This window comes from Polaromonas sp. (assembly GCF_012927485.1).
Classification (GTDB): domain Bacteria; phylum Pseudomonadota; class Gammaproteobacteria; order Burkholderiales; family Burkholderiaceae_C; genus Polaromonas.
In genome coordinates, this window is the sequence record NZ_JABBPC010000012.1 from 132,216 (window position 1) to 156,156 (window position 23,941).

General features: G+C 56.9%; 23 protein-coding genes and 1 pseudogene. 14 read left to right on the plus strand and 10 right to left on the minus strand.

The features are described from left to right. Nucleotides 1-212: 212 nt before the first annotated feature. The 5 genes and pseudogenes from HHJ16_RS04725 to HHJ16_RS04745 form a co-directional block, all read right to left on the minus strand. Complete coding sequence (locus HHJ16_RS04725; RefSeq protein WP_293641138.1) at nt 213-437, minus strand: DUF2783 domain-containing protein; 225 nt, start codon at nt 435-437, stop codon at nt 213-215. Between the two features lie 10 nt (nt 438-447). Further along, nucleotides 448-2,121: an FAD-dependent oxidoreductase gene (locus HHJ16_RS04730; RefSeq protein ID WP_293641140.1), complete on the minus strand. Its 1,674-nt coding sequence runs from the start codon at nt 2,119-2,121 to the stop codon at nt 448-450. 53 nt (nt 2,122-2,174) lie between these two features. Beyond that, nucleotides 2,175-3,140: an MBL fold metallo-hydrolase gene (locus tag HHJ16_RS04735; RefSeq protein ID WP_293641142.1), complete on the minus strand. Its 966-nt coding sequence runs from the start codon at nt 3,138-3,140 to the stop codon at nt 2,175-2,177. Between the two features lie 20 nt (nt 3,141-3,160). After that, nucleotides 3,161-3,316 (minus strand): annotated as a pseudogene (locus HHJ16_RS04740) (ABC transporter); the annotation flags it as partial. 405 nt (nt 3,317-3,721) lie between these two features. Further along, a complete protein-coding gene (locus HHJ16_RS04745; RefSeq protein ID WP_293641144.1) occupies nt 3,722-4,531 on the minus strand; it encodes an IclR family transcriptional regulator in 810 nt (269 codons plus the stop codon). Nucleotides 4,532-4,640: 109 nt separating this feature from the next. Here HHJ16_RS04745 and HHJ16_RS04750 point away from each other — a divergent pair, with 109 nt between their 5' ends. Continuing rightward, on the plus strand, nt 4,641-4,979 hold the full coding sequence (locus HHJ16_RS04750; protein WP_293641146.1) for a hypothetical protein: 339 nt from the start codon (nt 4,641-4,643) through the stop codon (nt 4,977-4,979). Nucleotides 4,980-5,245: 266 nt separating this feature from the next. Further along, nucleotides 5,246-6,304 (plus strand): ABC transporter substrate-binding protein, encoded by a 1,059-nt coding sequence (locus HHJ16_RS04755; RefSeq protein WP_293641148.1) that lies wholly within the window; start codon nt 5,246-5,248, stop codon nt 6,302-6,304. A 246-nt stretch (nt 6,305-6,550) separates the two neighbouring features. Here the strand turns inward: HHJ16_RS04755 and HHJ16_RS04760 are convergent, their stop codons facing one another. Continuing rightward, on the minus strand, nt 6,551-7,402 hold the full coding sequence (locus tag HHJ16_RS04760; protein ID WP_293641149.1) for an SMP-30/gluconolactonase/LRE family protein: 852 nt from the start codon (nt 7,400-7,402) through the stop codon (nt 6,551-6,553). 347 nt (nt 7,403-7,749) lie between these two features. On the opposite strand from HHJ16_RS04760, the gene HHJ16_RS04765 reads away from it, so the two are divergent. The 7 genes from HHJ16_RS04765 (at nt 7,750) to HHJ16_RS04795 (ending at nt 14,489) form a co-directional block, all read left to right on the plus strand. Then, nucleotides 7,750-8,616 carry a branched-chain amino acid ABC transporter permease gene (locus tag HHJ16_RS04765; protein WP_293641150.1) on the plus strand — a complete coding sequence of 289 codons (867 nt, stop codon included), beginning with the start codon at nt 7,750-7,752 and terminating at the stop codon, nt 8,614-8,616. Further along, nucleotides 8,616-9,629 carry a branched-chain amino acid ABC transporter permease gene (locus tag HHJ16_RS04770; RefSeq protein ID WP_293641151.1) on the plus strand — a complete coding sequence of 338 codons (1,014 nt, stop codon included), beginning with the start codon at nt 8,616-8,618 and terminating at the stop codon, nt 9,627-9,629. Before HHJ16_RS04765 ends, HHJ16_RS04770 begins: the two co-directional genes overlap by 1 nt. Beyond that, on the plus strand, nt 9,622-10,386 hold the full coding sequence (locus HHJ16_RS04775) for an ABC transporter ATP-binding protein (protein WP_293641153.1): 765 nt from the start codon (nt 9,622-9,624) through the stop codon (nt 10,384-10,386). The genes HHJ16_RS04770 and HHJ16_RS04775 overlap by 8 nt, the downstream gene beginning before the upstream one ends. After that, nucleotides 10,373-11,080 carry an ABC transporter ATP-binding protein gene (locus HHJ16_RS04780; protein WP_293641155.1) on the plus strand — a complete coding sequence of 236 codons (708 nt, stop codon included), beginning with the start codon at nt 10,373-10,375 and terminating at the stop codon, nt 11,078-11,080. The genes HHJ16_RS04775 and HHJ16_RS04780 overlap by 14 nt, the downstream gene beginning before the upstream one ends. Before the next feature lie 67 nt (nt 11,081-11,147). After that, complete coding sequence (locus HHJ16_RS04785) at nt 11,148-12,329, plus strand: ABC transporter substrate-binding protein (RefSeq protein WP_293641158.1); 1,182 nt, start codon at nt 11,148-11,150, stop codon at nt 12,327-12,329. 49 nt (nt 12,330-12,378) lie between these two features. Next, the gene (locus tag HHJ16_RS04790; protein ID WP_293641161.1) at nt 12,379-13,632 is read left to right on the plus strand and encodes an acyl-CoA dehydrogenase family protein; all 1,254 of its coding nucleotides are present in this window, start codon (nt 12,379-12,381) and stop codon (nt 13,630-13,632) included. A gap of 92 nt (nt 13,633-13,724) precedes the next feature. Then, nucleotides 13,725-14,489, plus strand: coding sequence for an SDR family oxidoreductase (locus tag HHJ16_RS04795; RefSeq protein WP_293641163.1), 765 nt, complete (start codon nt 13,725-13,727; stop codon nt 14,487-14,489). 260 nt (nt 14,490-14,749) lie between these two features. Here the strand turns inward: HHJ16_RS04795 and HHJ16_RS04800 are convergent, their stop codons facing one another. Next, the gene (locus tag HHJ16_RS04800; protein WP_293641165.1) at nt 14,750-14,884 is read right to left on the minus strand and encodes a hypothetical protein; all 135 of its coding nucleotides are present in this window, start codon (nt 14,882-14,884) and stop codon (nt 14,750-14,752) included. A 270-nt stretch (nt 14,885-15,154) separates the two neighbouring features. On the opposite strand from HHJ16_RS04800, the gene HHJ16_RS04805 reads away from it, so the two are divergent. From HHJ16_RS04805 to HHJ16_RS04820, 4 genes are all read left to right on the plus strand, one after another. After that, on the plus strand, nt 15,155-16,171 hold the full coding sequence (locus HHJ16_RS04805) for a M14 family zinc carboxypeptidase (protein ID WP_293641167.1): 1,017 nt from the start codon (nt 15,155-15,157) through the stop codon (nt 16,169-16,171). A gap of 6 nt (nt 16,172-16,177) precedes the next feature. Next, nucleotides 16,178-16,951 (plus strand): alpha/beta hydrolase, encoded by a 774-nt coding sequence (locus tag HHJ16_RS04810; RefSeq protein ID WP_293641170.1) that lies wholly within the window; start codon nt 16,178-16,180, stop codon nt 16,949-16,951. 164 nt (nt 16,952-17,115) lie between these two features. Then, complete coding sequence (gene acpA, locus HHJ16_RS04815; protein WP_293641173.1) at nt 17,116-19,197, plus strand: acid phosphatase; 2,082 nt, start codon at nt 17,116-17,118, stop codon at nt 19,195-19,197. Nucleotides 19,198-19,548: 351 nt separating this feature from the next. After that, the gene (locus HHJ16_RS04820) at nt 19,549-19,950 is read left to right on the plus strand and encodes a phage holin family protein (protein WP_293641176.1); all 402 of its coding nucleotides are present in this window, start codon (nt 19,549-19,551) and stop codon (nt 19,948-19,950) included. Nucleotides 19,951-20,053: 103 nt separating this feature from the next. On the opposite strand, the gene HHJ16_RS04825 is transcribed toward HHJ16_RS04820, so the two are convergent. From HHJ16_RS04825 to HHJ16_RS04835, 3 genes are read right to left on the minus strand one after another with little or no spacing between them, the layout of a single operon-like run. Beyond that, the gene (locus tag HHJ16_RS04825; protein WP_293641179.1) at nt 20,054-20,893 is read right to left on the minus strand and encodes a metallophosphoesterase; all 840 of its coding nucleotides are present in this window, start codon (nt 20,891-20,893) and stop codon (nt 20,054-20,056) included. Continuing rightward, nucleotides 20,868-21,815, minus strand: coding sequence for a diacylglycerol kinase family protein (locus HHJ16_RS04830; protein ID WP_293641182.1), 948 nt, complete (start codon nt 21,813-21,815; stop codon nt 20,868-20,870). Before HHJ16_RS04830 ends, HHJ16_RS04825 begins: the two co-directional genes overlap by 26 nt. A 3-nt stretch (nt 21,816-21,818) precedes the next feature. Next, on the minus strand, nt 21,819-22,460 hold the full coding sequence (locus HHJ16_RS04835) for a phosphatase PAP2 family protein (RefSeq protein ID WP_293641185.1): 642 nt from the start codon (nt 22,458-22,460) through the stop codon (nt 21,819-21,821). A gap of 305 nt (nt 22,461-22,765) precedes the next feature. Here HHJ16_RS04835 and HHJ16_RS04840 point away from each other — a divergent pair, with 305 nt between their 5' ends. Beyond that, nucleotides 22,766-23,785, plus strand: a complete 1,020-nt coding sequence (locus HHJ16_RS04840) for an alpha/beta hydrolase (RefSeq protein WP_293641188.1) — start codon at nt 22,766-22,768, stop codon at nt 23,783-23,785. The last annotated feature ends 156 nt before the right edge of the window (nt 23,786-23,941 follow it).

Here is a 23,941-nt window from a genome sequence, read left to right on the forward strand (position 1 = left end):
AGGTTGCACCGCTTCAGCCTTGAATTCGGCTCGGTATCTCGCCGTCTTCACGGCTGTCACTCCAGTTCAATTTCGACCTTAACAGGGGTCTATTGAAGCGGGTGATGCACCTCTTGGGGTCGATGCCGCTTCCGCACTGATGCACAGCTTACGAGGCACCACGTGGTGAATTTTCTGGATTTGCATGGAATGCTCCTGAAGGACCCGATAAATTAAACGCCTTGGTGGGCAATGCTCATGGCCTCGCGCAGCACCGACAGATCGCCGATGTGATTGGCCAACAGCAGTACCAGTTTGGCATTGACCAGCGAACTTTGTTCGTCGGACAGATCCCGATGGGTTTCAATGAACGCGTCGTAAAAATCATCCCCTGGCGTGTAGGCTTGGAAATAGCGCTTACCGGGTTCTGAGAGGTTGGGTTTCAGATTGAGGGACATGTGCAGCTCCTTAATTAACATTGGAAGTAGCGCGTCGCAGTGCCGCCTTGACCGCGTTCGCTTCAAAGGCGCGCCAGCGTGCAGCGATGTGCTGATCAGGGCGAATCAAGTAGGCGGTGCCCGGCCGAGCATCGAATCGCTCGGCAAAACGTCCTTTCTCGTCCACATACACGCGTAAGCCTTCGAGTGCCACACCTGCCTTGGCCGACACCAGCACCACCTCGATTGGAATCGCCGCGTCCGCTAACGATTTAAAAACACGGGCGGTTGCAAGGTTGACCTCGGCAGGATCGCTGACATACACCAAGGCCATGAAATTATTGCCAACGCGCTCAAGCAGCCAGAAGGTGTTGCCGTTTTCCTGCATCGGCGCGTCTTCCATCGCTGCACCCGGCACCATGTCGCCTGCAAACATTTCGGTATCGGCGGTGTTCAGACGCGACTCGGTCAACACCGCAGGCACCGACAGGCGCCCTGAATTGACGAGGGCTCGCGCAAAGGCATGGTCTCTCGCCATCGTGAGCACCGCGTTGCGAATGGTCAGCGACATTTTGCTTTTGGGCGTGATGAAGTCGGTTGAACGGGTCGAGTTCAGCAAATTCTCGTCGGCCGCGAAAACGCGTTCTTCCGAATAAGTGTCGAGTAAGCTGGGAGGGGCCTTGCCTTCGATCACGAGTTTTAGCTTCCAGCACAGATTGTCCGTATCCTGGATCCCTGAATTGGCACCGCGGGCGCCAAACGGGGAAACCTGGTGCGCAGCGTCGCCTACAAATAGCACCCGTCCGTGGGTGAAGCTGTTCATACGCCGGCACTGGAAGGTGTAAACGCTCACCCATTCCAGATCAAATTCACGCTCATCACCCAGCATCGCCTTGATGCGGGGAATGACGTTTTCCGGCTTTTTCTCTTCTTCCGGATCGGCCTGCCAGCCCAGCTGAAAGTCGACGCGAAACACGTTGTCAGCCTGGCGGTGCAGCAGCACGGACTGCCCGGGATGAAAAGGCGGGTCAAACCAGAACCAGCGTTCCGTTGGGAAATCAGCTTTCATCACCACGTCAGCAATGAGAAAACGGTCCATGAATATCTTGCCGTCAATCTCAAGGTTCATCATGTGACGAATACCACTTCTCGCGCCGTCGGCCACGATCAGCCAGTCAGTTTCAATGCTGTAGATGCCGTCCGGCGTTTCGACTTGTAAGGTCGCGCCCTGCTCGTCCGGGTTAACCGACACCACCTTGTTTTTGAAACGCAATTCAAGATTGGGCAACTCCCTGGCCCGCTTGATCTCGAATTCTTCCAGGTAATACTGCTGCAGGTTAATCATGCCCGGGCGCTTTTGGTCGTCTTGCGGCCGCAGGTTGAAGTTGTAAACCTCTTCCTCCCGGAAGAAGGTACGCCCGACGTTCCAACTCACGCCCTTGTCCACGCACCGATCACCGACGCCCAGGCGATCAAGTATCTCCAGCGCCCGCTTGGCATAGCAAACACCGCGCGACCCAACCGATACCGTGTCGTCATCGTCGAGCACCACCACGGGCACGCCCGACTGGGCCAACTCAATGGCAGCCGCCAGGCCGACAGGTCCGGCACCCACGACGACGACGGGATAGCGCTTTTTTTCTCCACCGCTTTGTTCCGGCGGCCGAACATACTGATAGCTCGGATATTGATAAGTACTCAACATGGTTGTCTCCATTTTTTTAGGGGTGTCCGCTTCAAGAGGCGGGACGGCGGAACTCAATTGGCGGTCTGCAGGGCGTGCCACATTTCCTGGTCGCGCTCCGCGGTCCAGATGCGCGGGTGTTTGATACCGCTGGCCTCATCGACTGCACGGGTCACGTCGAACGGCAGACAGTGCTCGTAAATGAAGACCTGACCAAACTTGGGGTCCATCGCTTTGCGGCAATGCGCCATGGCCTGGTTCAGGTTCATGCACTGGGCGACCGCCTCGCGGGCGGAGCTCAACAGCGTCATTACAAAATCGCGGGTGTAGGCCAGTCCAACCTGGACCCGCTCGGGGCCAACCAGCGCCGGGCCGCGACCAGGCACCAGGTGTTCGGGCTTCAAGGCCGCCAGCGCGTCCAGCGTGGCAGGCCACTCTTCCAGCTGCGCGTCGCCGGTGTAGCAAGCGGCATCGGCTTCGATCAGGTCACCGGAGAAAAGGACTTTTTCAGCCGGCACCCAGACCACTGTGTCGCCCTTGGTGTGGCCAGCGCCAAGGTGCATGATCTTGACTTCGAGCTTGCCCATCCACAACGTCATTTCATCCTTGAACACCAGCGTCGGCCAGGTCAAACCGGGGATGGAGTCAAAGGCATCAAAGAGGCGAGGGAAACGCTCGTACTCGGACTGCATGTCTTGCGCACCGCGCTCGACAATCAATTCGTAGGTGCCTTGGCTGGCAATAATTTCTTGCATGCCCGCGGCCTTATAGCCCGAGGCGCCGAGCACCCGAACCGCATGGTAGTGGGAGAGCACCACGTACTTGATGGGCTTGTCGCTCACCTTGCGAATTTCGGCAATCAAGCTCTGTGCCATGACCGGGGTGGCCAGCGCGTCGCAGATCAGCACCGCATCTTCGCCAATGATCACGCCGGTGTTGGGGTCTCCTTCGGCGGTGTAGGCCCAGCAGTGCTCGGAGAGCTGTGCAAAGGTCGTTTTCTTGACCTCGAGGTCGGCTTGGGAGGCAAACTTTTTACTCATGATTTTCCTTGGTTAATTGCTTACATTCCCAGATACGCGGCGCGTACCTGCTCATTACTGATTAAGTCCTGGCCCGTCCCGGTTAGCGTGACACTGCTCGTTTCCAACACATAACCACGGCCGGCAATCGCCAGTGCCGCGAAGGCGTTCTGCTCCACCAACAAAATGGTCATGCCCGAGAAAAGAAATTGCAGAAATTGGGCCAGCATTACGCGCCCGCCCTCGCCAAGGTGATATCCGTTTTTTGGCACTGAAACCTGATCATTGGTCGTCTCCAGTCATCTTTTTGAACTGAAAAGATTACTTTCCAACTCAAGAGCAAATTCTGAAATACAGAATTCATTCTGTCAAGTGAAATTCGAAAACTATTTAAGAGCGTGTTTGTCGACGCGCGTGAAAACCGTTACCCGGCAGGGTATTGGGGGGAGAAACTGGGTAAAGACGGTGTCTGGTCGCAGACAAAATAACCCAGGCGGTGACCATGCTTACAGCGGCGCGCCGATACCGATTGTGAAAATGACTACCTGAGCGGACTGCTTGCGAGCAGCCAGGCCCTTTATTGCCGAGCTACCGGCAATAATTTAGGGTGCCAGCTTAGTTACGGAAGCACCCTCAACATAGCCCAAACGTCGTGAAAGCTTCAGCGCCGAGCGTTTCAATGCGCTGACGACCGCCCCCTCCAGCGACAGGTCAATCATGCCCTTCACGCCGATAGCCAGTACGGAGAGCGTGATTTCATTCTTGGCATCGAAGACGGGCGCCGCCACTGCGGCCACTCCCGGAACCAAGTGGTAGTCGGTTACGGCAGCCACCCCTTGCTGGCGTGCGAGGTTCAGCATGGCGTCAACGGCGGACGCGGTCCGGACTTCGGGCGGCAACTCCGGCGTCATCAATTCGCGGGCAATCAACGGAGCCACCACGGCTTTGGGCAGCCAGGCAGCAAAGACGCGGCCACTGGCCGAAGTCAGTGTGTTGAGCGCGGTGCCTGTCACCACGTTCACGGTGATGGGTCGGCGCGGCCGCTCGGAGCGCACGATCACCGCGCCGGTGTTGCCCCAAACGGCGAGTGCGGTGGTTTCATTGATCTCGTCGCGAAGTTCGGCAATGGCGGAAAGGCCGAGTCCAACCCGATCAAGCCGATCCACGGCAACCAGCCCCACCGTCAGGGCAAACGGCCCGAGATCGTAGCGCGAGGTCATGGGGTCTTGGTCAACGAGGCCCGAACGCACCAGACTGACCATGTAACGATGCACCTTCGAGGCCGGCATGTCTGCTGCTGCAGCAATGTCCTTGAGCATCATGGAGCGGTGTCCCTGGGTGATGGCACGCAGAATGCTGATGCCGATTTCCAGCGACTGAACGCCGTGTTGACCCTCTGTGTCTCTGCTCATGCGTGCCTCGTCCTTGCATCACGCGGAGCGGTGACGACGTCGTTTGATCATAAAACAGGTCGGGTCAAACTCAACTCTGTTAGTTCGAATAGATTCCTCTATTCAAAACTTGATCCAAAATAGCGAAGGACAAGCCCATGAAATACCGCTTGAAAAATTTGGTCGCTTCTTGCAGCTGGAGCATTACGACGATGACAGCGGTGCCAACACAACCAATGGTTTTTTTCGAACGACCGGTTCCACCGTGTCCCTGGTGCCGTTGGTCCAAAAGGCCAGGATCCCTTTCATCTCTCTGGCAGGCGCCGGGGCCATCATTGACGAGGTCAAGCACTGGGTGTTCAAGACGCCGCATACCGACCATATGGCGGCCACGGATCACAGGGGTCTCGATCTCTCGGCGTTCCGGCTGCTGGAAGTCAGGAACGGTGCATGGTCCCTGGTTCAGTAGTCTTAGTTCATGGCCCTTCGCAATGGGCTATGCTCCGCGAGCGCGACGTGCCACACACATCGAGCGATTCGAAGGGAGCTTGACCCGCACTGTTGCTCGGCCACGGTGTTTGCAAACCGCAACGCGGCGCCCGGTATCGATCAACTACTGCAGGAAACCTCATGCGGACCTATTTTGGCAAACTATCCCAACCCCTAGCGCAAATGTGCGTTGGGGTTTTTGTGTGTCTCGGCATGCAGATGGCTTGGGCCCAACCTACCCCAGCTGTGTCAGATTCTGAAATCCTGATCGGCCAATCGTGCCAGCTCAGCGGGCCCCTGGCCACCTTGACGAGCGAGGTCCGCCAAGGCGCAAGTCTGTACTTTGACCATGTCAACGACGCGGGTGGAATACGCGGCCGCAAGATCAAAATCCTTGCCCTGGATGATGGCTACGACCCCAAGAAGGCAGCGGAGAACACCCGCAAGCTGATTCAGGATGACAACGTGCTGGCGCTGTTTCAGTACGCCGGCACACCGCCTTCACTAGCGGCGTTGCAGCTGGTTGAAGAACATCAGGTGCCTTTCATCGCCCCCTTTACCGGGTCGGACGCCTTGCGTCAGAAGCTCACCCACTACGTGTTCAATATCAAGGCTGGCTACGGGACCGAACTTGACGCGATGGTCAAACAAATGGGAACCGTTGGTATTACCAGGATTGCTGCGGTCTACCTGAATAACGCATTCGGCACCGGGGGTCTGGCAGCGGTTGAAAAGTCGGCCAAGGCGCGCAAATCTTCGCTGGTGGCGCAGGCGTCACTGGAAGTCGACGGATCGAAGATGGATCTGGCGGTCGACAAGATTGCGAAGATGGCACCGCAGGCCATCATCGTCATCAGCGCTGGCAAACCCAGCGTCGACTTCGTTGACGCCTACCTCAAGGCCGGCCACCGCTCAACTTTTTACATGCTTTCCGTCATCAGCAATTCACAGCTGGTCAAAGCCTTGGGTGAGCGAGCCCGCGGCATCGTGGTCTCACAGGTGGTGCCGTCACCCTGGAACCAGGCCGTTCCGGTGACGCGGGAATTTCAAACGCTAGCCGTTGCCAAGGGCATCAAGGAATTCACCTTCAGCCAGATGGAGGGTTTTCTCTCGGCCAAGTTTCTAGTGGAGGCGCTGAAGGGCGCGGGCAACAAACCAACTCGCGAGAGCCTGGTCAAAAGCCTTGAGGCCATGAAGAGCGTCAACCTGGGCGGCTACCCGGTTGAGCTGTCGCCCGCTCAGCACAGTTCGGGGAAATTCGTCGACCTGCTGATCTTGGGACGAGACGGAAAATTCACCAAGTAATGCAGCACGGTGGGTCGGCGAGTGGACAAAATCGAACCTCGGCGCAGCTGCCCTGTTGAGCCCTGATCCGCATTCCATATGTCGTTAAGCGTGCGGCGTCTGGTCGGATTTATGAGACTTCAAAGTGTGCCCATTCGCGTCGGCAAACAGCGCCAACTCTTCGCCGTTCATTAGAGCGTGCCCTCGGGTCACCGCGTAGGCGCGAGCGCTGCCTACCAACACGACTCCATGCCTGTGAATGTTCTTTTAAGGAAGTCCCGCCCCCGGCACTTCGACCTGGACCGCTTCGATACGCCCGAGCCGTCGCTCTAACGACTTTTGCGGGTCGCCCAGGCGGCCGGTCACCATGTAGAGCGTGCGGCGGTCCGGTCCACCGAGCGTACAGGCGATCGCCTGGTTGTTGACGGAAATCTGATCGGCCAGGTTGCCCCCTTCGCGGACTCGCAAAAAGGTGGACGTCGGAGGCGACCCGACCCAGATCGCTCCTTCGGCGTCCAGACAAATACCATCCGGTGAGGCATCGCCCAGATCGGCCCAGACGCGCCTGTTAGTAAGTGATCCATCCTCGGTGATGCTGAATGCGGTCAGTCGCTTGGCAAATGTTTCAGCGACGATCAGCGTCGATCCATCCGGCGTGATCACACAGCCATTTGGAAACAGCAGATCGTCAGCCACTACCCGGACCTGACCGTCTTGCGTCACCAGCAAGAGTACCGTCGACTTTACTGGCGCCTTGCCGATCAGATCAAAGCCGAAGTTGCCGATGTAGGCCCGGCCTTGCCGATCGACGACCATGTCGTTGCAATGGAAAGGCGCTTGTCGGCTCAAATCCGCCACGGCTATGAGGCCGCCCGGATCTTGGCGCAACAGCAGCCGATCGGTCATTGACACCACCAGCAGTCGGCCATCTGGCAGCCAGCCGAGTCCGGAGGGTTGCCCCGGCACATCGAGTACCGCGACAGCTTGGCCATCTGCGCCCACATAACTCACTTTATGCGTATAAAAATCAGAGAACCAAAGTTTGTTTTCGTGCCAGCGCGGCGCCTCCGCGAAGGCCAGACCTTCTATGACAACCTTGGGTGGAAGTACATTTTTCATGGTGTTTCTACCTTTATCGCGTAACACTAACCCTCAATCAGAACCGGCGCGTGGTCGGTCGACTCGCGTGCGATCTGAGTGCGGTCTGAGTATCGTTCTTTGTCCATCGCAAGGTCAGTAGCCGAAATTCGCGGGCTGTCTTTCTTTCACCCTGGCGCTCACCTGCGGGAAGCGCTTACAGTCGGAGCTGGCTCCAAGACACCGCGCACCACGCACCACGCAGTCTCCGATGCGACGTCTGTCAGGGGTAATCCCTCAATCGATGCCGCTGAAGCCGCCACCACAATAGGCGGCAGGCCCTACGGTGCCGAATTGTCAACGGTATGGTGGGTATTTCAAGGATTGATGTGGAACTGTTTTTCCAGCAATTGCTCAATGGCCTGACGGTCGGCGGCGTCTACAGTCTGGTAGCGCTCGGACTGACGTTGGTGTATGGCATCCTGCACGTGCCAAATTTCGCGCATGGTGCCTTCTACATGATCGGCGCGTTCGCCGGCTACTACCTCATGACCGCGCTCGGCCTCAACTACTGGATCGCGATGGCCGGTGCGGCCGTGCTGGTGGCGGGCATCGCGATGCTGGCGGAGCGGCTGGTGTTTCATCCGTTGCGCAATGCCCCCGAACTGCATGACATGATCGCCGCCATCGGTATCCTGCTGTTCCTCGAGGCCGGAACGCAGGCCCTTTTCGGCGCTGACTTTCACCGCATGCCTACGCCCTACGGCCAGATCGTAGAAGTGTTCGGGCTCACGGCTCCGTTGCAACGCCTGCTGATCATTGCGGGTGCATTCGGGCTCATGGTGCTGCTGCACCTGTTCCTGAACCATACGGTGTTGGGTTCGACGATCGTCGCGATGGCCCAGAACCGCGACGGCGCGGCACTGGTCGGCATCGACGCAACGCGCGTCACGTTGCTGGTGTTTGCGATCTCGGGCGCGCTGGCCGCGATTGCCGCCGTGCTCTATGCGCCCATCAACCTCGTGTACCCGAGCATGGGCAACCTGGTGATCACCAAGGCCTTCGTCATCATCATTCTCGGCGGCATGGGCAGCTTTCCCGGCGCTATTGTGGGCGGCCTGATCATCGGCCTGGCTGAAAGCTTCGGCGGCTTCTACTTTTCCACCGATTACAAGGACATCATTGCGTTCGTGTTGCTGGTGGTGATCATGTCTTTGCGTCCGCAAGGTCTGTTCACCCAAAAAGGGGCGCGTTGATGAAACTGCTGCAAGGCAAGCTTGGCTGGACGCTGCTGCTACTGATCGCGCTGGCGTTTCCGCTGTTCGCGCAGAACAACTACCTGATCTCGGTGGCGACGCAGGCCTTCATCATGGTCATCGCCGCGCTGGGCTTGAATTTGATTACGGGTTACACCGGCCAGTTCAATCTGGCGCACGGCGCTTTCATGGCGGTCGGCGCCTACACGGTCGGCATCCTGACGGTCGATCACCAGGTGCCGTTCTGGATCGCGTTCCTGCTGGCCGGCGTTGTGACGGCGCTGATTGGATTCTTCGTCGGCATCCTGTCGCTGCGACTGAAGGGGCACTACTTTTCGATCTTCACGCTGTGCGTGGGCTCCATCATGTACCTGCTGATCGAGAAGTGGGAAAGCCTCACGCATGGAACGGTGGGCATCATGGGCATACCGGCGCCCAGCGGCATCGGGCCGGTGCAGTTTGGCACGCCGCTCTCGCAGTACTACCTGGTGCTGGCGTTCCTGGCGTTCGGCATCTGGATCATGGCCCGAATTGTTCGCTCGCTGCTTGGTCGCAGCTTCATGGCGGTGCGCAACAGCGACGAACTGGCGGAAGCACTCGGTATCGATCTGATGCGTACAAAAACGTTGTCTTTCGTGCTGTCGGTGGTCTATGCTGGCTTGGCTGGAGCGTTGTATGCGGGGCAGGTTCGTTTTCTCGGACCGGACCTGGCGAGCGAGGTCGTGACCTTCGACCTGGTGATGTATGTTCTGGTCGGCGGCATCGGCACCCTGCTGGGGCCGCTGGTGGGAACTTTCCTGGTGATCGGTCTTACCCAGAGCCTTCAGTTTTTGCAGGACTACCGCATGGTGGTGTTCGGTCCCGTGCTGATCGCGCTAATCATTTTCCTGCCTGACGGCATCGTCGGCACCTGGCTCAAGCGCCGTGCCCGCCGTGCCCATACGAGCAGCGCCGAGCAGGCCAAGGCGGCACCGCCTGCCCCAGCCCCGAGGAAAGCGTCGAGCCATGCTTGAAATTGTCTCCCTTACCAAACAGTTTTTCGGCCTGACTGCGGTCGACCACGTGAGCACACGTTTCGAACGCGGACAGGTCAGCGCCATCATCGGCCCGAACGGTGCCGGCAAGACGACCTTTTTTAACCTGGTGGCGGGCACGCACAAGCCAAGCTCGGGCCGGATCGTGTTCAAGGGCCGCGACGTGACCGGGCTGCGACCTGACCATGTCGCGCGGCTGGGCATCGCACGGACCTTCCAGACCACGCACCTGTTCGACAACGCCACGGTGCTGGACAACTTGATCGTCGGCCATCGGCTGCGCACCCGCTCGGGCCTGTGGGATGTCTTGGTGAATACGCAGCGGCTGCAACAGGAAGAACGACTGTGCCGCGACAAGGCGCAGGAGGCGCTTGACTTCGTCGGCCTCTCGCACATCGCCAACCGCATCGCAGCCGACATCACGCAGGAGGAGCGCAAGCGCGTGGCCTTCGCGCTTGCGCTGGCGACCGACCCGGAACTGCTGCTGCTTGACGAGCCGGCTGGCGGGATCAATCCTGAAGAAACCGTCGGCCTCGCCGCGCTCATTCGCAAGCTGGTGGACCACGGCAGGACCGTCTGCCTGATTGAGCACAAGATGGACATGATCATGCGCCTGGCGGACAAGATTGTGGTGCTGAACAACGGCTGCAAGATCGCCGAGGGTACGCCGGCGGAGATCCGCCGCGATCCCTTGGTCATCGAAGCTTACCTCGGAGTAGACCATGCTCCGGTTTGAAGGCGTGACGCTTCACTATGGCAGCTTCCGTGCGCTGAACGAAGTCACGCTGCATGCCGCCGCCGGCGAACTGGTGGTGTTGCTTGGCGCCAATGGCGCCGGCAAGACCTCGATCTTCATGGCGGCTAGCGGCCTCCAGCAGCCGAGTTCTGGCAGCATCCGTTTTGGCGATCGCGAACTGGTGGGTCTTCGGCCGGCGCAGATTGTCGCGTCCGGGCTGGTGCATTGTCCCGAGGGGCGCAAGCTCTTTCCGATGATGACAGTCCGCAAAAATATCACGCTCGGCGCCTATGTGTATCGACGCGACAAAACGGGCATTCAACGTTCGCTTGACGAAGTGTTCGGCCTGTTTCCGATCCTCGAGAAAAAGCAGAATGATCCCGCCGGATCACTTTCAGGCGGCCAGCAGCAGATGGTGGCGATCGGCCGCGCGATGCTCGGGCGGCCCAAGGTGCTACTGCTCGACGAACCCTCGCTCGGCTTGGCGCCGCTGGTCGTCAAGCAGGTGTTCGAGGTGATCCAGCGTATCAACCGCGCGGGCACCACGGTGCTGCTGGCGGAGCAGAACGCCTATTCGGCACTGGCCATCGCGCACCGTGCCTACGTCATTGAGCGCGGCTGCATCACGCTCGAAGGCGACCGTGATTCGCTGCTCAACAACGAGGCCGTTCGTGCGGCCTATATCGGCGCCTGAACCGCTTTACCCAGGCCGCTCGTTTACCTTCATTTCCGTTCATTCCACCCCCCAAGGAGATTCACTCATGAAGACCGTTTTCCCTCGCCGCCGCTTCGTCCTGCTGCCTTTTTCTGTGGCCCTGCTCGGTGCCTTCGCCAGCGCTTCCACGCTGGCCCAGGAGACCGTCAAAATCGGCTACACCGGGCCACTTAGCGGCGGTGCCGCGCTCTATGGCAAGAACGTAGTCAACGGCATTGAAATGGCCATCAAGGAGATCAATGCAACCGGGCTCGAGGTCGCTGGCAAGAAGATCAAGCTCGAACTGGTGGCATTGGACGATAAATACTCGCCGGCAGAGGCCGCCATCAACGCGCGCCGCCTGGTGCAGCAGTACCAGACGCCGGCCGTGTTCGTACCGCATTCCGGCGGCATCTATGCCATGCAAGCCTTCAACGAGCAAGAGAAGTTCATCGTGATGGCGTATTCGAGCACGCCGAAGATCACCGAAAGTGGCAACAAGCTTACGATCCGGATTCCACCTACCTTCAACTCCTACCTCGATCCGTTCACCCGTTACGAGATGAAGAAGTTTGGCAAGAAGGTCGGCATGCTTCCGGGCGACCACGAGTACGCCAAGAACTGGAGCCAGTTGTTCGTCCCGGCGTGGGAAAAAGCGGGCGGCACCATCGTTTCGAATAACCCGATGTCCTACAACCGCTCCGCCGACTTCTACAGCGGTGTCAGCCGGGTGCTGGCGGAGAAGCCTGACGTCCTGTTCATCGGTGGTCCGTCGGAGCCGACCGCGCTGGTGGCCAAGCAAGCGCGGGAACTCGGCTTTAAAGGGGGCTTCCTGATCATGGATCAAGCCAAGCTCGACGAGATGGCCAAGGTCACGGGAGGCTTGGGCCCGCTGGAGGGATCTATCGGCGTGCTGCCGGTCTCGTACGACGAGCGGCTGGGCCCCAAGACTTTCAGCGCAGCTTATCGAAAGATGTTTGGCGCAGACCGCGATCCGACGACCGAGTCCTCCTACAACTACGCGCTGACGCACGCGCTGGCAGCGGCGATGAAACTCGCCGGGACCACCAGCGACGCCAGCGCAATCCGCGCCAAGTTGAACGAGGCGATTGTCAAGCTGCCGAAGGAACTGAACGCGGGCGACTTCCGCGGCGTCGATGCCACGGGCGGAACCATTGTCGATCCGGTGATCGCCACCGTGGAAGGCGGAAAGATCAAGCCCGTCAGCCTGAGCAGTCTGATGAAATAGGCTGCTGCCGCACACCGTCTGGCAGCGCTGCTGCACAAAAAGGAACCGCATGAATTTCACGATGTCCGAAAAACAAACGTATTGGCGAGATCGCGTCGTCGCGTTCATGAACGCGCACGTTTACCCCGCCGTGCCGGTCTATGTCGCCCAAATGAAAGCGTTTGGTGACCATCGCTGGCAGGTCGTGCCGGTGGTTGAGGAACTGAAGGTAAAGGCCAAGGCGGAAGGTCTCTGGAATCTCTTTTTGCCACGGGACTCTTTGCCCGAAGACAGCCCCTATCGAGGGGCCGGTCTGACCAACCTTGAGTACGCTGTCTGCGCCGAAGAGATGGGAAAAGTCGGATTTGCGTCGGAGGTCTTCAACTGTTCAGCCCCGGACACTGGCAATATGGAAGTGCTTGCGCGCTACGCGTCGGACGACAACAAGAAAAAATGGCTGCAACCCCTGCTGGCGGGCGAGATCCGCTCGGCGTTTTTGATGACCGAGCCCGACGTGGCTTCATCAGACGCGACCAATATTCAGACCTCCATCCAGCGCGACGGGGACCACTACGTGATCAATGGCCGCAAGTGGTGGTCGTCCGGTGTCGGAGACCCGCGATGCAAGCTGGCCATCGTGATGGGAAAGACCGACCCGACAGCCCCCAAGCATGCGCAGCAGTCACAAATTCTGGTGTCGCTTGACACGCCGGGCATCGAGGTTGTCCGCATGCTGCCGGTTTTTGGTTTTGACGATGCGCCGCATGGTCATGCGGAAGTAAGTTTCAACAACGTGCGGGTGCCGATCGAGAACCTGTTGCTGGGCGAGGGTCGGGGTTTCGAGATTGCGCAGGGGCGTCTCGGGCCCGGGCGTATCCATCACTGCATGCGCACCATTGGCAGCGCGGAAGTGGCACTCGAAAAAATGGTCAAACGGCTGCAGGCCCGGGTTGCTTTTGGCAAGCGTATCTCGGAACAATCCATCTGGGAGGAGCGGGTGGCACATGCGCGCATCGACATCGAGATGACCCGCCTGTTGTGCCTGAAGACCGCCGACATGATGGACAAGGTGGGCAACCGGCAGGCGCGCGCGGAGATCGCCATGATCAAGGTCGCCGCACCGCGTGCTGCACTGAAAATTATCGACGATGCCATTCAGGCTTTTGGCGCTGCGGGCGTGAGCACGGATGCAGGCCTGGCCAAGCAATATGCAAGTATGCGCACAATGCGGCTGGCGGACGGTCCCGATGAGGTGCACAACCGGACCATTGCCCGCCTGGAGTACGGTCGCTACGCACTTGAGAAGCCGCAGGCCAAGACTTGATTGGCGGCCTCTTGCAGAACCACGACCGCATGAGCGCACCCGGCGCTGCCAATTAAAAACGAGATGGGTTCTTATTTTCAAGGAAATGCCACATGTCCTTATTTTCCCTGGCTGGAAAAGTAGCCGTTATTACCGGCTCCTCCCGTGGCATCGGCAAGGCGATTGCCGAGCGCATGGCAGAGCAAGGCGCACGGGTGGTAATTTCGTCGCGTAAGCCGGAGGCTTGTGACGAAGTAGCCGCCGCCATTAATGCGGTGCGGGGCGCTGGCGCGGCGATTGCAATCCCGGCCAACATTTCATCCAAAGACGATCTGCGGCATCTCGCGGCCCAGGCGATTCAGCGTCTTGGAAAAATCGACATCCTTGTGTGCAATGCGGCATCGAATCCCTACTACGGCCCGCTGGCTGGTATCGAAGACGACCAGTTCCGCAAGATTCTGGAGAACAACGTCATTGCCAATCATTGGCTGATTGGTTTTGTCGCGCCTCAAATGATTGAGCGCAAGGACGGCGCCATCATCATCGTTTCCTCGATCGGCGGCTTGCGGGGCTCGCCAGTCATTGGCGCTTACAACATTTCCAAAGCAGCCGACTTCCAGCTCGCGCGTAATCTTGCGGTCGAGTACGGCCCTCACAACGTCCGCGTCAACTGCATTGCCCCCGGGCTGATCCGCACTGACTTTGCACGCGCGCTGTGGGAAGATCCTGAAATGCTCAAGCGGCGCACCGAAACGACACCCTTGCGCCGTATTGGCGAGCCCGATGAGATCGCTGGTGCGGCGGTGTATCTTGCTTCTCAGGCGGGGTCATTTGTGACCGGTCAAAGCATCGTCGTCGATGGCGGCGTCACGATTTGATTCCCAAGCCTGATCCGTACGATTCGAATTGCTAAAACGTTGGGGATTGCTGCCGGCGGAGCTCGCTACAGGTTGAATCCAGTGGCTACCAGGTCTGTCGTTTCGGTGCACCGCTTGCTGGGTCTGAAACTGGTTGGTGCCTGTCGGCCAACGGCAGGGTGTTACCCGGAAAAGGACGACCTCGTGCCGGAGGCGTCGCGAATTGCAAAGCTAAGTCGTGTCGATAGACAGACCGCCCGATTAGCGCCAGCAAGCAGCCATCAACTTCGGGTAAGCCAGGCGTAATACCGTGAGCGTTGCAGTGCGAGAAACTCGATCACTCCCCAAGCGATGCTGCTGCCCAGTACCAACATTCTGAGCGCGTTAATCTTGCGCAAGTTCTGTTGACCCATCATGGTAGCTACTTCTGGAGTTCGGTAAGGCAAGACAGATCCACCGATCTTCGAAAAGTGCGTCGAGCATTTTTTGAAATCCAAACAGTTTCCAGAACATGGAGTGCTTTCTTGGAGTGAAGTAATGACTTCAACAGTACCTCATGAATATGACCGTTTCACGTCACTTTTTCGCTTTTCTTCGATTGACTTTGGTGTCGAGCACCGCAGGATTTTTGACGCTATGCTTGCTGATTCTTGCGCAGCACCTGACAACCCCTACCATTTTCTACTGTGGATAAAAACGCTTTTCCTGAGTTAGTTGCGCTGGAGAGAATTATTGAACTGGGGGCACCGCACCTCGAGGTCAAAGTGCTGCGTCAGGTTTCAGTAGCGTCGGCCCTGAGCTTTCCGATCTACTCCATCGCCTTGGGAAATCCCAGTCCCGACGTGCCTGCAGTTGGGTTCTTCGGCGGTGTGCATGGCCTCGAACGAATCGGTGCGGAAGTTGTGATGGCCTATCTGCAAAACGTGGTGATGCGACTGCGATGGGATACGACCCTGAACAAGCAGCTCGAATCCGTACGACTCGTCTTTGTGCCTCTCGTCAATCCAGGGGGAATGTGGAGAGGTACACGGGCCAACCCCCGAGGGGTCGATTTGATGCGTAACGCGCCAATCGATGCTACTGACAGGGTGCCGTTTCTTGTGGGCGGTCAGCGTCTCAGCCCCGGGTTGCCCTGGTATCGAGGGAAATTGGGTGATCCCCTTGAAACAGAGAGCCAAGCCCTTTGCGACGTTGTGGCTTCCGAACTCCTCGTCCGCAAGTTCAGTATCGCGCTGGACTGTCACTCTGGATTTGGCATCAGCGACCGGATTTGGTTTCCCTATGCCCACACGCGAAAGCCGATCAAGCATCTGGCTGAAATACATGCGCTCAAGGAAATGTTTTTGCAAGCGCACAGTCATCACCAGTATGTCTTCGAGCCGCAAAGTGTTCAGTATCTGGCGCATGGAGACTTGTGGGACCATCTGTATAAGCAGGCTTGTAATAACCCCGACAGTGTTTTTTTGCCATTGACGCTTGAAATGGGATCCTGGTTGTGGATCAAGAAAAATCCCAGGCAACTCTTTTCGCGAAACGGAATCTTTAACCCCTTGATCGAACACCGCCAGCAGCGCGTACTGCGTCGACATGTTTCTCTTCTGGACTTTTTAGGGCGGGTTGCTTGCGGTCATGAACTGTGGACGCCTTCCCAGGCGACGCGCGCCGAGCGTCATGCCAAAGCGCTCCAGGATTGGTACCGATAGGACGTGATGGCTAGTTGGATTTTTTTGCGCGGATTGACCCGAGGAACGGCACACTGGGGCCGCTTCCCTGACGAATTCCGAAGAGCCGTACCGAATTCAAGAGTCATCCCACTCGATCTCCCGGGAAACGGAACACTTAATCTGGTGCCTAGCCCGCTATCCATAACCGGGATGGTGTCGTATTGCCGAAACGAACTGCTACGACGCGGCGAAAAACCTCCTTACTATTTGCTGGCGATGTCTCTGGGCGCGATGGTGGCTACCGAGTGGTCCTACCAATATCCGAATGAGGTCGCGGGCTGTGTGTTGATCAACACCAGTTTCCGGCCCATCAGCCCGTTTTATCGACGCCTCCGACCCCGCAACTATTTATCGTTACTCCGACTCACCCTGTTGAAAGCAGCCCCGTCTGACCGGGAACGGACTATCCTGAAAATGACCAGTAGCAATGCGGCAAGTCACGAGCAGGTTATTCCAGATTGGATCGAGACGCGACTTGAACATCCGGTCAAAGAGGTGAACGCCCTGCGCCAGTTGGCGGCAGCGGCTCGCTATCGGGTTGCTGCCGCACCGCCCCCCGCGGAGGTGCTGCTTCTGGCCAGTGCGCAAGACAAACTGGTGAACGTTGAATGCTCTTTAGCCATTGCCACCAAGTGGAACTGTTCGCTTGAATTGCACCCCTCGGCAGGGCACGACTTGCCTTTGGACGCCCCGTTGTGGGTGACCGAGCAGGTTCGGAACTGGTTACGAGCGAGGTCAGGGGTGGCGAGAGAAAGCTGAACCTGCGCTTGCTTCTTTGAAATTCCCGGAACCCCAATTCGCTACACCTTCCAAGCCGTAACGGACGCCTCCCACGATACAAATTTCAATAGTGTGCGACAGTCATGAAGGTGACATACAGCATGGTCATTCTTGGAGGTTTGATGATGTACCTGGAGAATTTAATGAACCAAACTTTTCGAGTGTTGCTGCTGACCAGCATAACTTCCGGGGCGCTTAGCGCCTGCGGTAGCGGCGGCAGCGCCGTCAGTGGCGTCACCAGCGGTGTGGTGACCGGCAGCTACTTCAGACATGCAAAAGTCTGCCTGGACACCAATAGCAACGGCCGTTGCGACCCGGGCAAGCCCAGCACCTATACCGACATCGACGGCGCCTTTTCGTTGCCCGGAAAAGCTGCTGTGGTGGTCGAAATCGGCACCGATGCGACGCGCTTCGATCCAGATACAAAAACTGAAACCCCGATTACCCGGCAACTCGTTTTTCGCGCGCCTGCTGAGGCAAATCAGGTGGTCAGCGGTATTTCGACCGAGTTGCAGGCATTGATGGATGACAACGGTGGCGACTTCGCCAGCGCGAAGACCTTGTTGGCAAAACGCCTTGGCGTCGCTGAAGACAAACTTTTAGGCGACCACAATAAGGAAATTGATCCGACGACAAAAGCGATTCTGAAAACAGAAATTGATCAATCGATTGATCGAATTTCTGACGCAACCGCCGAAGCTGGGAATGACGGTGATATCAAAAAATCGCTGCGCAACCGCTTCAGCCTGGATCATGTTTCAAACGTCGTCGTGATCTATGCGGAAAATCGGGCTTTTGACAGCCTGTACGGTAAGTTCCCGGGTGCTAATGGCATTGACAACGCATTGAGTAGCAACCGCTATAAACAAATAGATTTGGATGGTTCGGTATTGTCGGTGTTGCCGCCTACATGGGGAGGAATGACCAGCGCTGGCGTGACGCCGGTTGTCGCTCAAGCCGATACGGCCAACCTGCCGAATGCGCCTTTCAACCTCGATGGTCCCAAATTCAATCTGTCTTTGAACGTTAAAACCCGGGATCTGGATCACAGTTTTTTCTTCAACCAGATGCAAATCAACGGCGGCAAGAATGATCGCTTTGCGGTGGCCTCCGATGCCGGCGGTCTGGTGATGGGGAACTATGACGGTTCGTCCCTGCTGATGTGGAAAAAGGCGCGCGATTACACGATAGCTGACAACTACTTTATGGGCGCTTTCGGGGGTTCTTTCCTGAATCATTTCTGGCTCATTTGCGCCTGCACGCCGGTCTATCCCAATGCGGATACCAGCCCGGCCAAGGCGAAAATAGCCAATCCTGGCGGCACCGACGGGGTCAGTCTGTTACTCGATCCGAGCAAGGGTATTTCGTCCGTTCTGAACAGCAATGGTCGTCCGCCCTATTTAGGCAATGGCGCGATCACCCCGATGAATGGACGTTTCGATAAGTTCTATGCAGTCAACACCATGCAGCCCGCGTATCAGCCCAGCGGAAATGCACCAGCGGCGGGCGGTGACCCTGCCTTGGCCGACCCGAATGCGGCAAGTACGTTGCCGCCGCAAGACATGACCACGGTAGGTGACTTGTTATCGAAGAAAAGTATCTCGTGGGCATGGTACGCGGGTGCCTGGACCGACGCGCAGAAAGACCGTACGAACATTTATAACAATACGATTCCGAATTTTCAGCCGCACCATCAGCCTTTCAATTTCTTCAGGCAGTTTGCCCCAGGCACCCAGGCACGTGCGGATCACCTGAAGGATGGCACCGACTTTCTTGCCGCGATTCAAAATGGGAATCTGCCACAAGTGACTTTTTATAAACCGCAAGGCGATGTGAATGAACATCCGGGCTATGCCGATGTCGCAAAAGGCGATCAGCACATCTCGGACATCATCGAGAAGCTCAAGGCCAGCCCGCAATGGAAAAACATGGTGGTGGTCGTCACTTATGATGAAAACGGCGGGCTCTGGGATCACGTCGCGCCGCCTAAAGGAGATCGTTTTGGCCCGGCCACCCGCGTTCCCGCCATCATTATTTCGCCGTATGCGAAAAGGGGATTCGTCGATCATTCTCAATACGATACGACCTCGATTTTACGTTTCATCACGCATCGCTTTTCTTTGCCGCCACTGGATGGTTTGCTGAGCCGCGACAAAGCCCTTGTCGCCAACGGCGTGAAACCGATGGGAGATTTGACAGGGGCGCTCGACTTCACTCAGAAGTAGGTATTGCAAGGGGGCTCTGGCTGATTGCGGCGCTGAAATCTAAGCGATTTCTGGCGGCACGCCAAGCCTCCTTAATTGTCTAATTTAAATCCCTGGCACCACGCGCTCAAGTGCCTTACCATCCCGGTTGAGTCGCTGTGAAGCCAGCTTGTCGGCTCGTCAGAGAGGGCTCTACAGGCCGCTAACGGCGCGACAGGTTCCCCGGAACTTCAACCGCGGGCATCTCTTTGACGGCCCGCGGCAGGGCGTTGCAGGTGTCCGCGCTACATGCGGTGCGCACGACGGTTTGCCGCACCGGTGCAAATCGATCACTCTATACTCACCTGAATCTACTGAACAAGGCGTCCTGACATGCTGGAAAATCTGACACCCTTTCTTCTGCACTGGGCAATCACAGCGCTGTCTTTGTGGGTAGCTAGTCATATTTTCGGCGGTCTGAAATTTGACGACGCGTCGTCCCTGATAGTCTCTGCGCTGCTTTTGGGCTTTGCAAATGCCCTCATCAAACCGCTGCTCATCGTACTCACCTTGCCGTTGACGCTGCTGACGTTCGGCCTGTTCGTGTTGGTGATCAACGCCTTGATGATTTTGTTGGTTGCCCGGCTCGTCAAGGGCTTCAAAGTGTCTAGCTTCTGGACGGCATTCTTTGCGAGCATTTTTATTTCTTTGTTCAGTATCGCGGTGGGCTCGTTCGTCGTCACAGACAGCCCCGCCACCACCATCCAAATGCCACACAACGGAACCTGGCTTTGAGGGACTGCTTGAAGATGTCGGAGTTTGAACTTCATCACCACTGAGAGGCGCGCTTTTCCCCAGTCCGCCGTCATTACACCGATCGCACCGCACACGCCAATCCCTATTGCGACGCTCCGGTATTCCTCACTAGGCCGTTGCTCAGCCACCCGTTTGGCGTGTGGTCGAAGGTTTCAGTTGACGCGGACGAAAATACCCCGCTTTCGGGTTTCCAGCTCACATGTTCAATCGCGATAACGCCAGCGGCAATACGAATGATGTTGAAGGAATTTGATTCCCCCCTGCCGCGTGTTGAGGTGGCTGTTCCCGCCTGTACGGCCAGAGCGGAATAGTCGGGCAATTTGTAGCGCGCTGCGGTAATTCCTGCGTGGCTGGCATGCAGGTGTCCGGCAAGCAGCATGTCTACTTTGCAGCCTGCAAAAATATTCATGGCGCTTGGCGCTCTACCAACCAGCTCTCTATCGCCGAAGTCAAGGGGTAAATCAAAGGGATGATGCGTCACTATGATTTTGGTGATGTGATCTTCTAATGTCCCTAGACGCGCGCGAACCCAGTCCATCTGCGCCTGATTGATCCGCCCATTCTTCATGGTGAGCGAGCGCGCCGTGTTAATTCCAAGTACCGCGATTTCATCATCCATATAAAACGGATCGAGGTCATCGGTGATGTGGCGTCGATACTTTTCAAGGGGCTGCATAAAGCGGCTAAAAACATTGTGCAGCGGGATGTCGTGATTGCCCGGTACGACAATCTGGGGCGTGGGAAGGGCATCCAGGAAACTACGTGCCGCCCGGAACTGCTCGGTGCGGGCCCGTTGAGTCAGATCGCCGGAAACCACAACGAGATCCGGCTTGATATTTCCGATGAGCTCAGTTAACGGCGCGATGAGGGCTGTATCGATACGCCCGAAGTGGAGATCAGACAGGTGTACGAGCGTACGCATGGCCATCTCCTTTTTTCTGACTATTCTTCGGCACGATCACATTCAGCACCGCTGGACGAATACGACAGCGCAACGGAGTGTTCATAAGGGTAACTTCTCCGTCGGTCGCTACCCGGATCTGCTGATGGTGGGTTTTGATCAGTATCCTTTTGGCGATAAGCACATCGAAGTCCTTTGCTTGCCGCAACCTGCCAAAGAGGGCGCGCACTGCCAGGAATAACAAGCCAAGCCGTCCTGTTCGTTGAGTTACATACAAGCTCAAACAGGCAGCGTCGAGCCGCTCTCGCCCACCAATGTTGAAGCCCTCCATCAAGTATTCATTGTTGCCTATGAAAATGAAAGGTGTGCGGCGGTGGAATTCCTCACCCTCCACGACAAACGTGACGTTCAAAAAAGGATACCGACGCAAGGCGGTTACGGTGGCCCAGAATAAGGAAAGCCATTTGCCTCTGCCTAGTCGCCGCTGCTGTCGTTCGCGGCGTCGAACGGCATCGGGATACAGTCCCAAGCTCGAATTATTGAGAAAAATATGGTCGTTAATTTCACCCACGTCAATCCTGGCCATGTATCCTTCAGCAATCGTACGGATCGCATCGTCGAGGTCGAGTGGAATATGCAAGTCTTTGGCAAAGTGATTCAGCGTTCCGAGCGGTAGAACGCCCAAGGCAATATCGGTTCCGATCAGTGCCGACGCAACCGCATTCATGGTCCCGTCCCCTCCGCCAGCAACAACCATTTTTGCGCCTTTCCCGACAGCCCGCTGGGCGGCTTCAATGAGCTCTGCGCCGCTTGTCGCAAGCGTCACGTGGACGCTGAGTTCGCGCGTCCGAAATTGATTTGTGAGGTCATTGGCGAATTCTGCAGTGCAGCCGGCGCCAGCGGAAGCGTTCAGAATGACCGCTATTTCCGTAAGTTCTTGCATAAGTTATTTTGCGAGGCGTTGTGTTATGTGCCGCTTGCGCCAGGTGGTGATCGCGGTGAAGGTGAACGCCAACCAAGCACAACTTGAGGCAACTGCCGCAAGGACATCACTTAGATAGTGGACTTCCAAATAAATGCGGCTCAGTCCAACCAGGGCCACCAGCGCTACCGCTGCACAGACCAAGAAAGCGCGCCATGGCCATGGCCTCACGATACAAATGAGATAGGCGAGAAAAACACCATAGAACACCGTGGCACCGGCGACATGACCACTTGGAAAACTGTAACTGGTCAGCGTTAGTAGCGGCTCATCGAACGACGGTCTCGGTCGCTGAAAGATATGCTTTAGGGCCACGTTGAGGAGCATTCCGGGAGGTACGACCACAACCAGCACCCCCAGCCAATCCCAAGCCTTCTTTCGAATCAAGTGAAATGCGAATAGCAAGCCCAGCACCAGGATGCCTACGGTGCTGTGAAAATGAGTGATGACCAGCATGAGCTGAGTCCAAGGCGTCGTTCTGTGCGCATAAAACCATTGGGAGACTTGCACATCAACTATTGTGATTTGATCGGCGGTCATGACATCTTCGGCGATGTTGCCGAAAATTAGAGTTGCCACGATCAGGACCAGGATGCCAATCGTCAAGTGAAGTCCCAGATAGCCCTCTGAGGAGAGGCGAGCGCGCACAAACGCGGACAGGGGGAGAGATTGGGTCCGTGTCATTTAAGAACACTATACGCAAATTCCTCGGTGCGGGCAGAAAGGCCTCACGGAGTGAACTCACGAAGCTGGCAAGGTCAAGGTGTGAGTACCCATGACGAACAGCCGCCACAAAAGGGATATAGTTTTCAGACCTGTTGGTCGAGACGACGGCTTTAGCTTTTAATCCAAATTGGGTTGGTGCAGACAAACTTTGGAATCTAATGGCGTCAAAAACAAGGAGATGACAAATGCCAAATTTCTGGATGATTTCAGACCGTAACCTGGTATTGGATTCTTTGGGAGTAGCCACCGGATTTGGCGATGATCGGGATGAACTTACCTATTGGACAAGTGATGCGTCGACCGCAGACGAACTTGCAATCGCCATCAACTGGAAGAAAGTAAATTCAAATAGCTTCAAAAGCCAGCTAATTCAAGCGACCGACCAATTTCCAAAGTTTGTTCACGGTGACAACGAGCGCCAAAAGCATGTGTCTCTCTTTATTCACGGATACAACAACGGATGGCAGGATGCGGCACGACGATATGGGTCGATAGCGACCGAACTGTTTAATAAGCCCAACGGCTTAGGAATCTGCATAAGTTTTGACTGGCCCTCGTACGGCAGCATTCTCGGCTATTACCCCGACAGAGATCACGCCAAAGATTGCTCCGGAGATCTCTCGTCGGTTTTGGGCGAGGTGTATGACTGGCTGCTGATAAAGCAAAAAGAGGCCATCCAGGATCCAAATCTCGCGTGCCGGGCTAAAGTGTCCGTCATTGCCCACAGTATGGGGAGCTACTTATTGCAAAAGGCTGCAAGCTCAACGTGGACGAGAAAGAATCAACCCCTTCTTTCAAGCCTGATAAACCAGGCCTTGATGGTCGCCGCTGACGTCGATAACGATCTTTTCGATGTAGGGTCATCGGACGCCCTTGATGGCAACGCGCTCTCAAACCTGTCCTATCGAATTACCTCCCTTTACAGTGGTCGAGATGCCGTCCTCGGGGCCTCCGCTGGATTAAAAAACTTCGGTGCGCGTCGCCTGGGGCGAAGTGGACTAAGCACCAGCCCACCGGTCAATAAATCTAATGTCTGGCAGGTTGACTGCTCCAGTTTTTTTCCAGCCGGGATATCTGGGAGTGAAGTTCACAGCGCCTACTTTTTGACGGCGGGAACACTCGATCTCATGCGCAAGCTACTGATCGGTATTGACCGCAAGGTGCTCGATAAACTCGGCGCAACGCGCGGTACGGTTTGGCCTTGAGTAATGTGACAAAGAGCGTTCTTGGCAGTGCGGCGGCAGAGTCATGATGGCGACCTCCGGCGCTACCCATGACCCGGCAACCCAAACCCGTGCCTCAGGACCGATGAGATCCCTGACTGCTGTGTAACGGGTCACTTTAGCAGTCCGCGCGGCGTC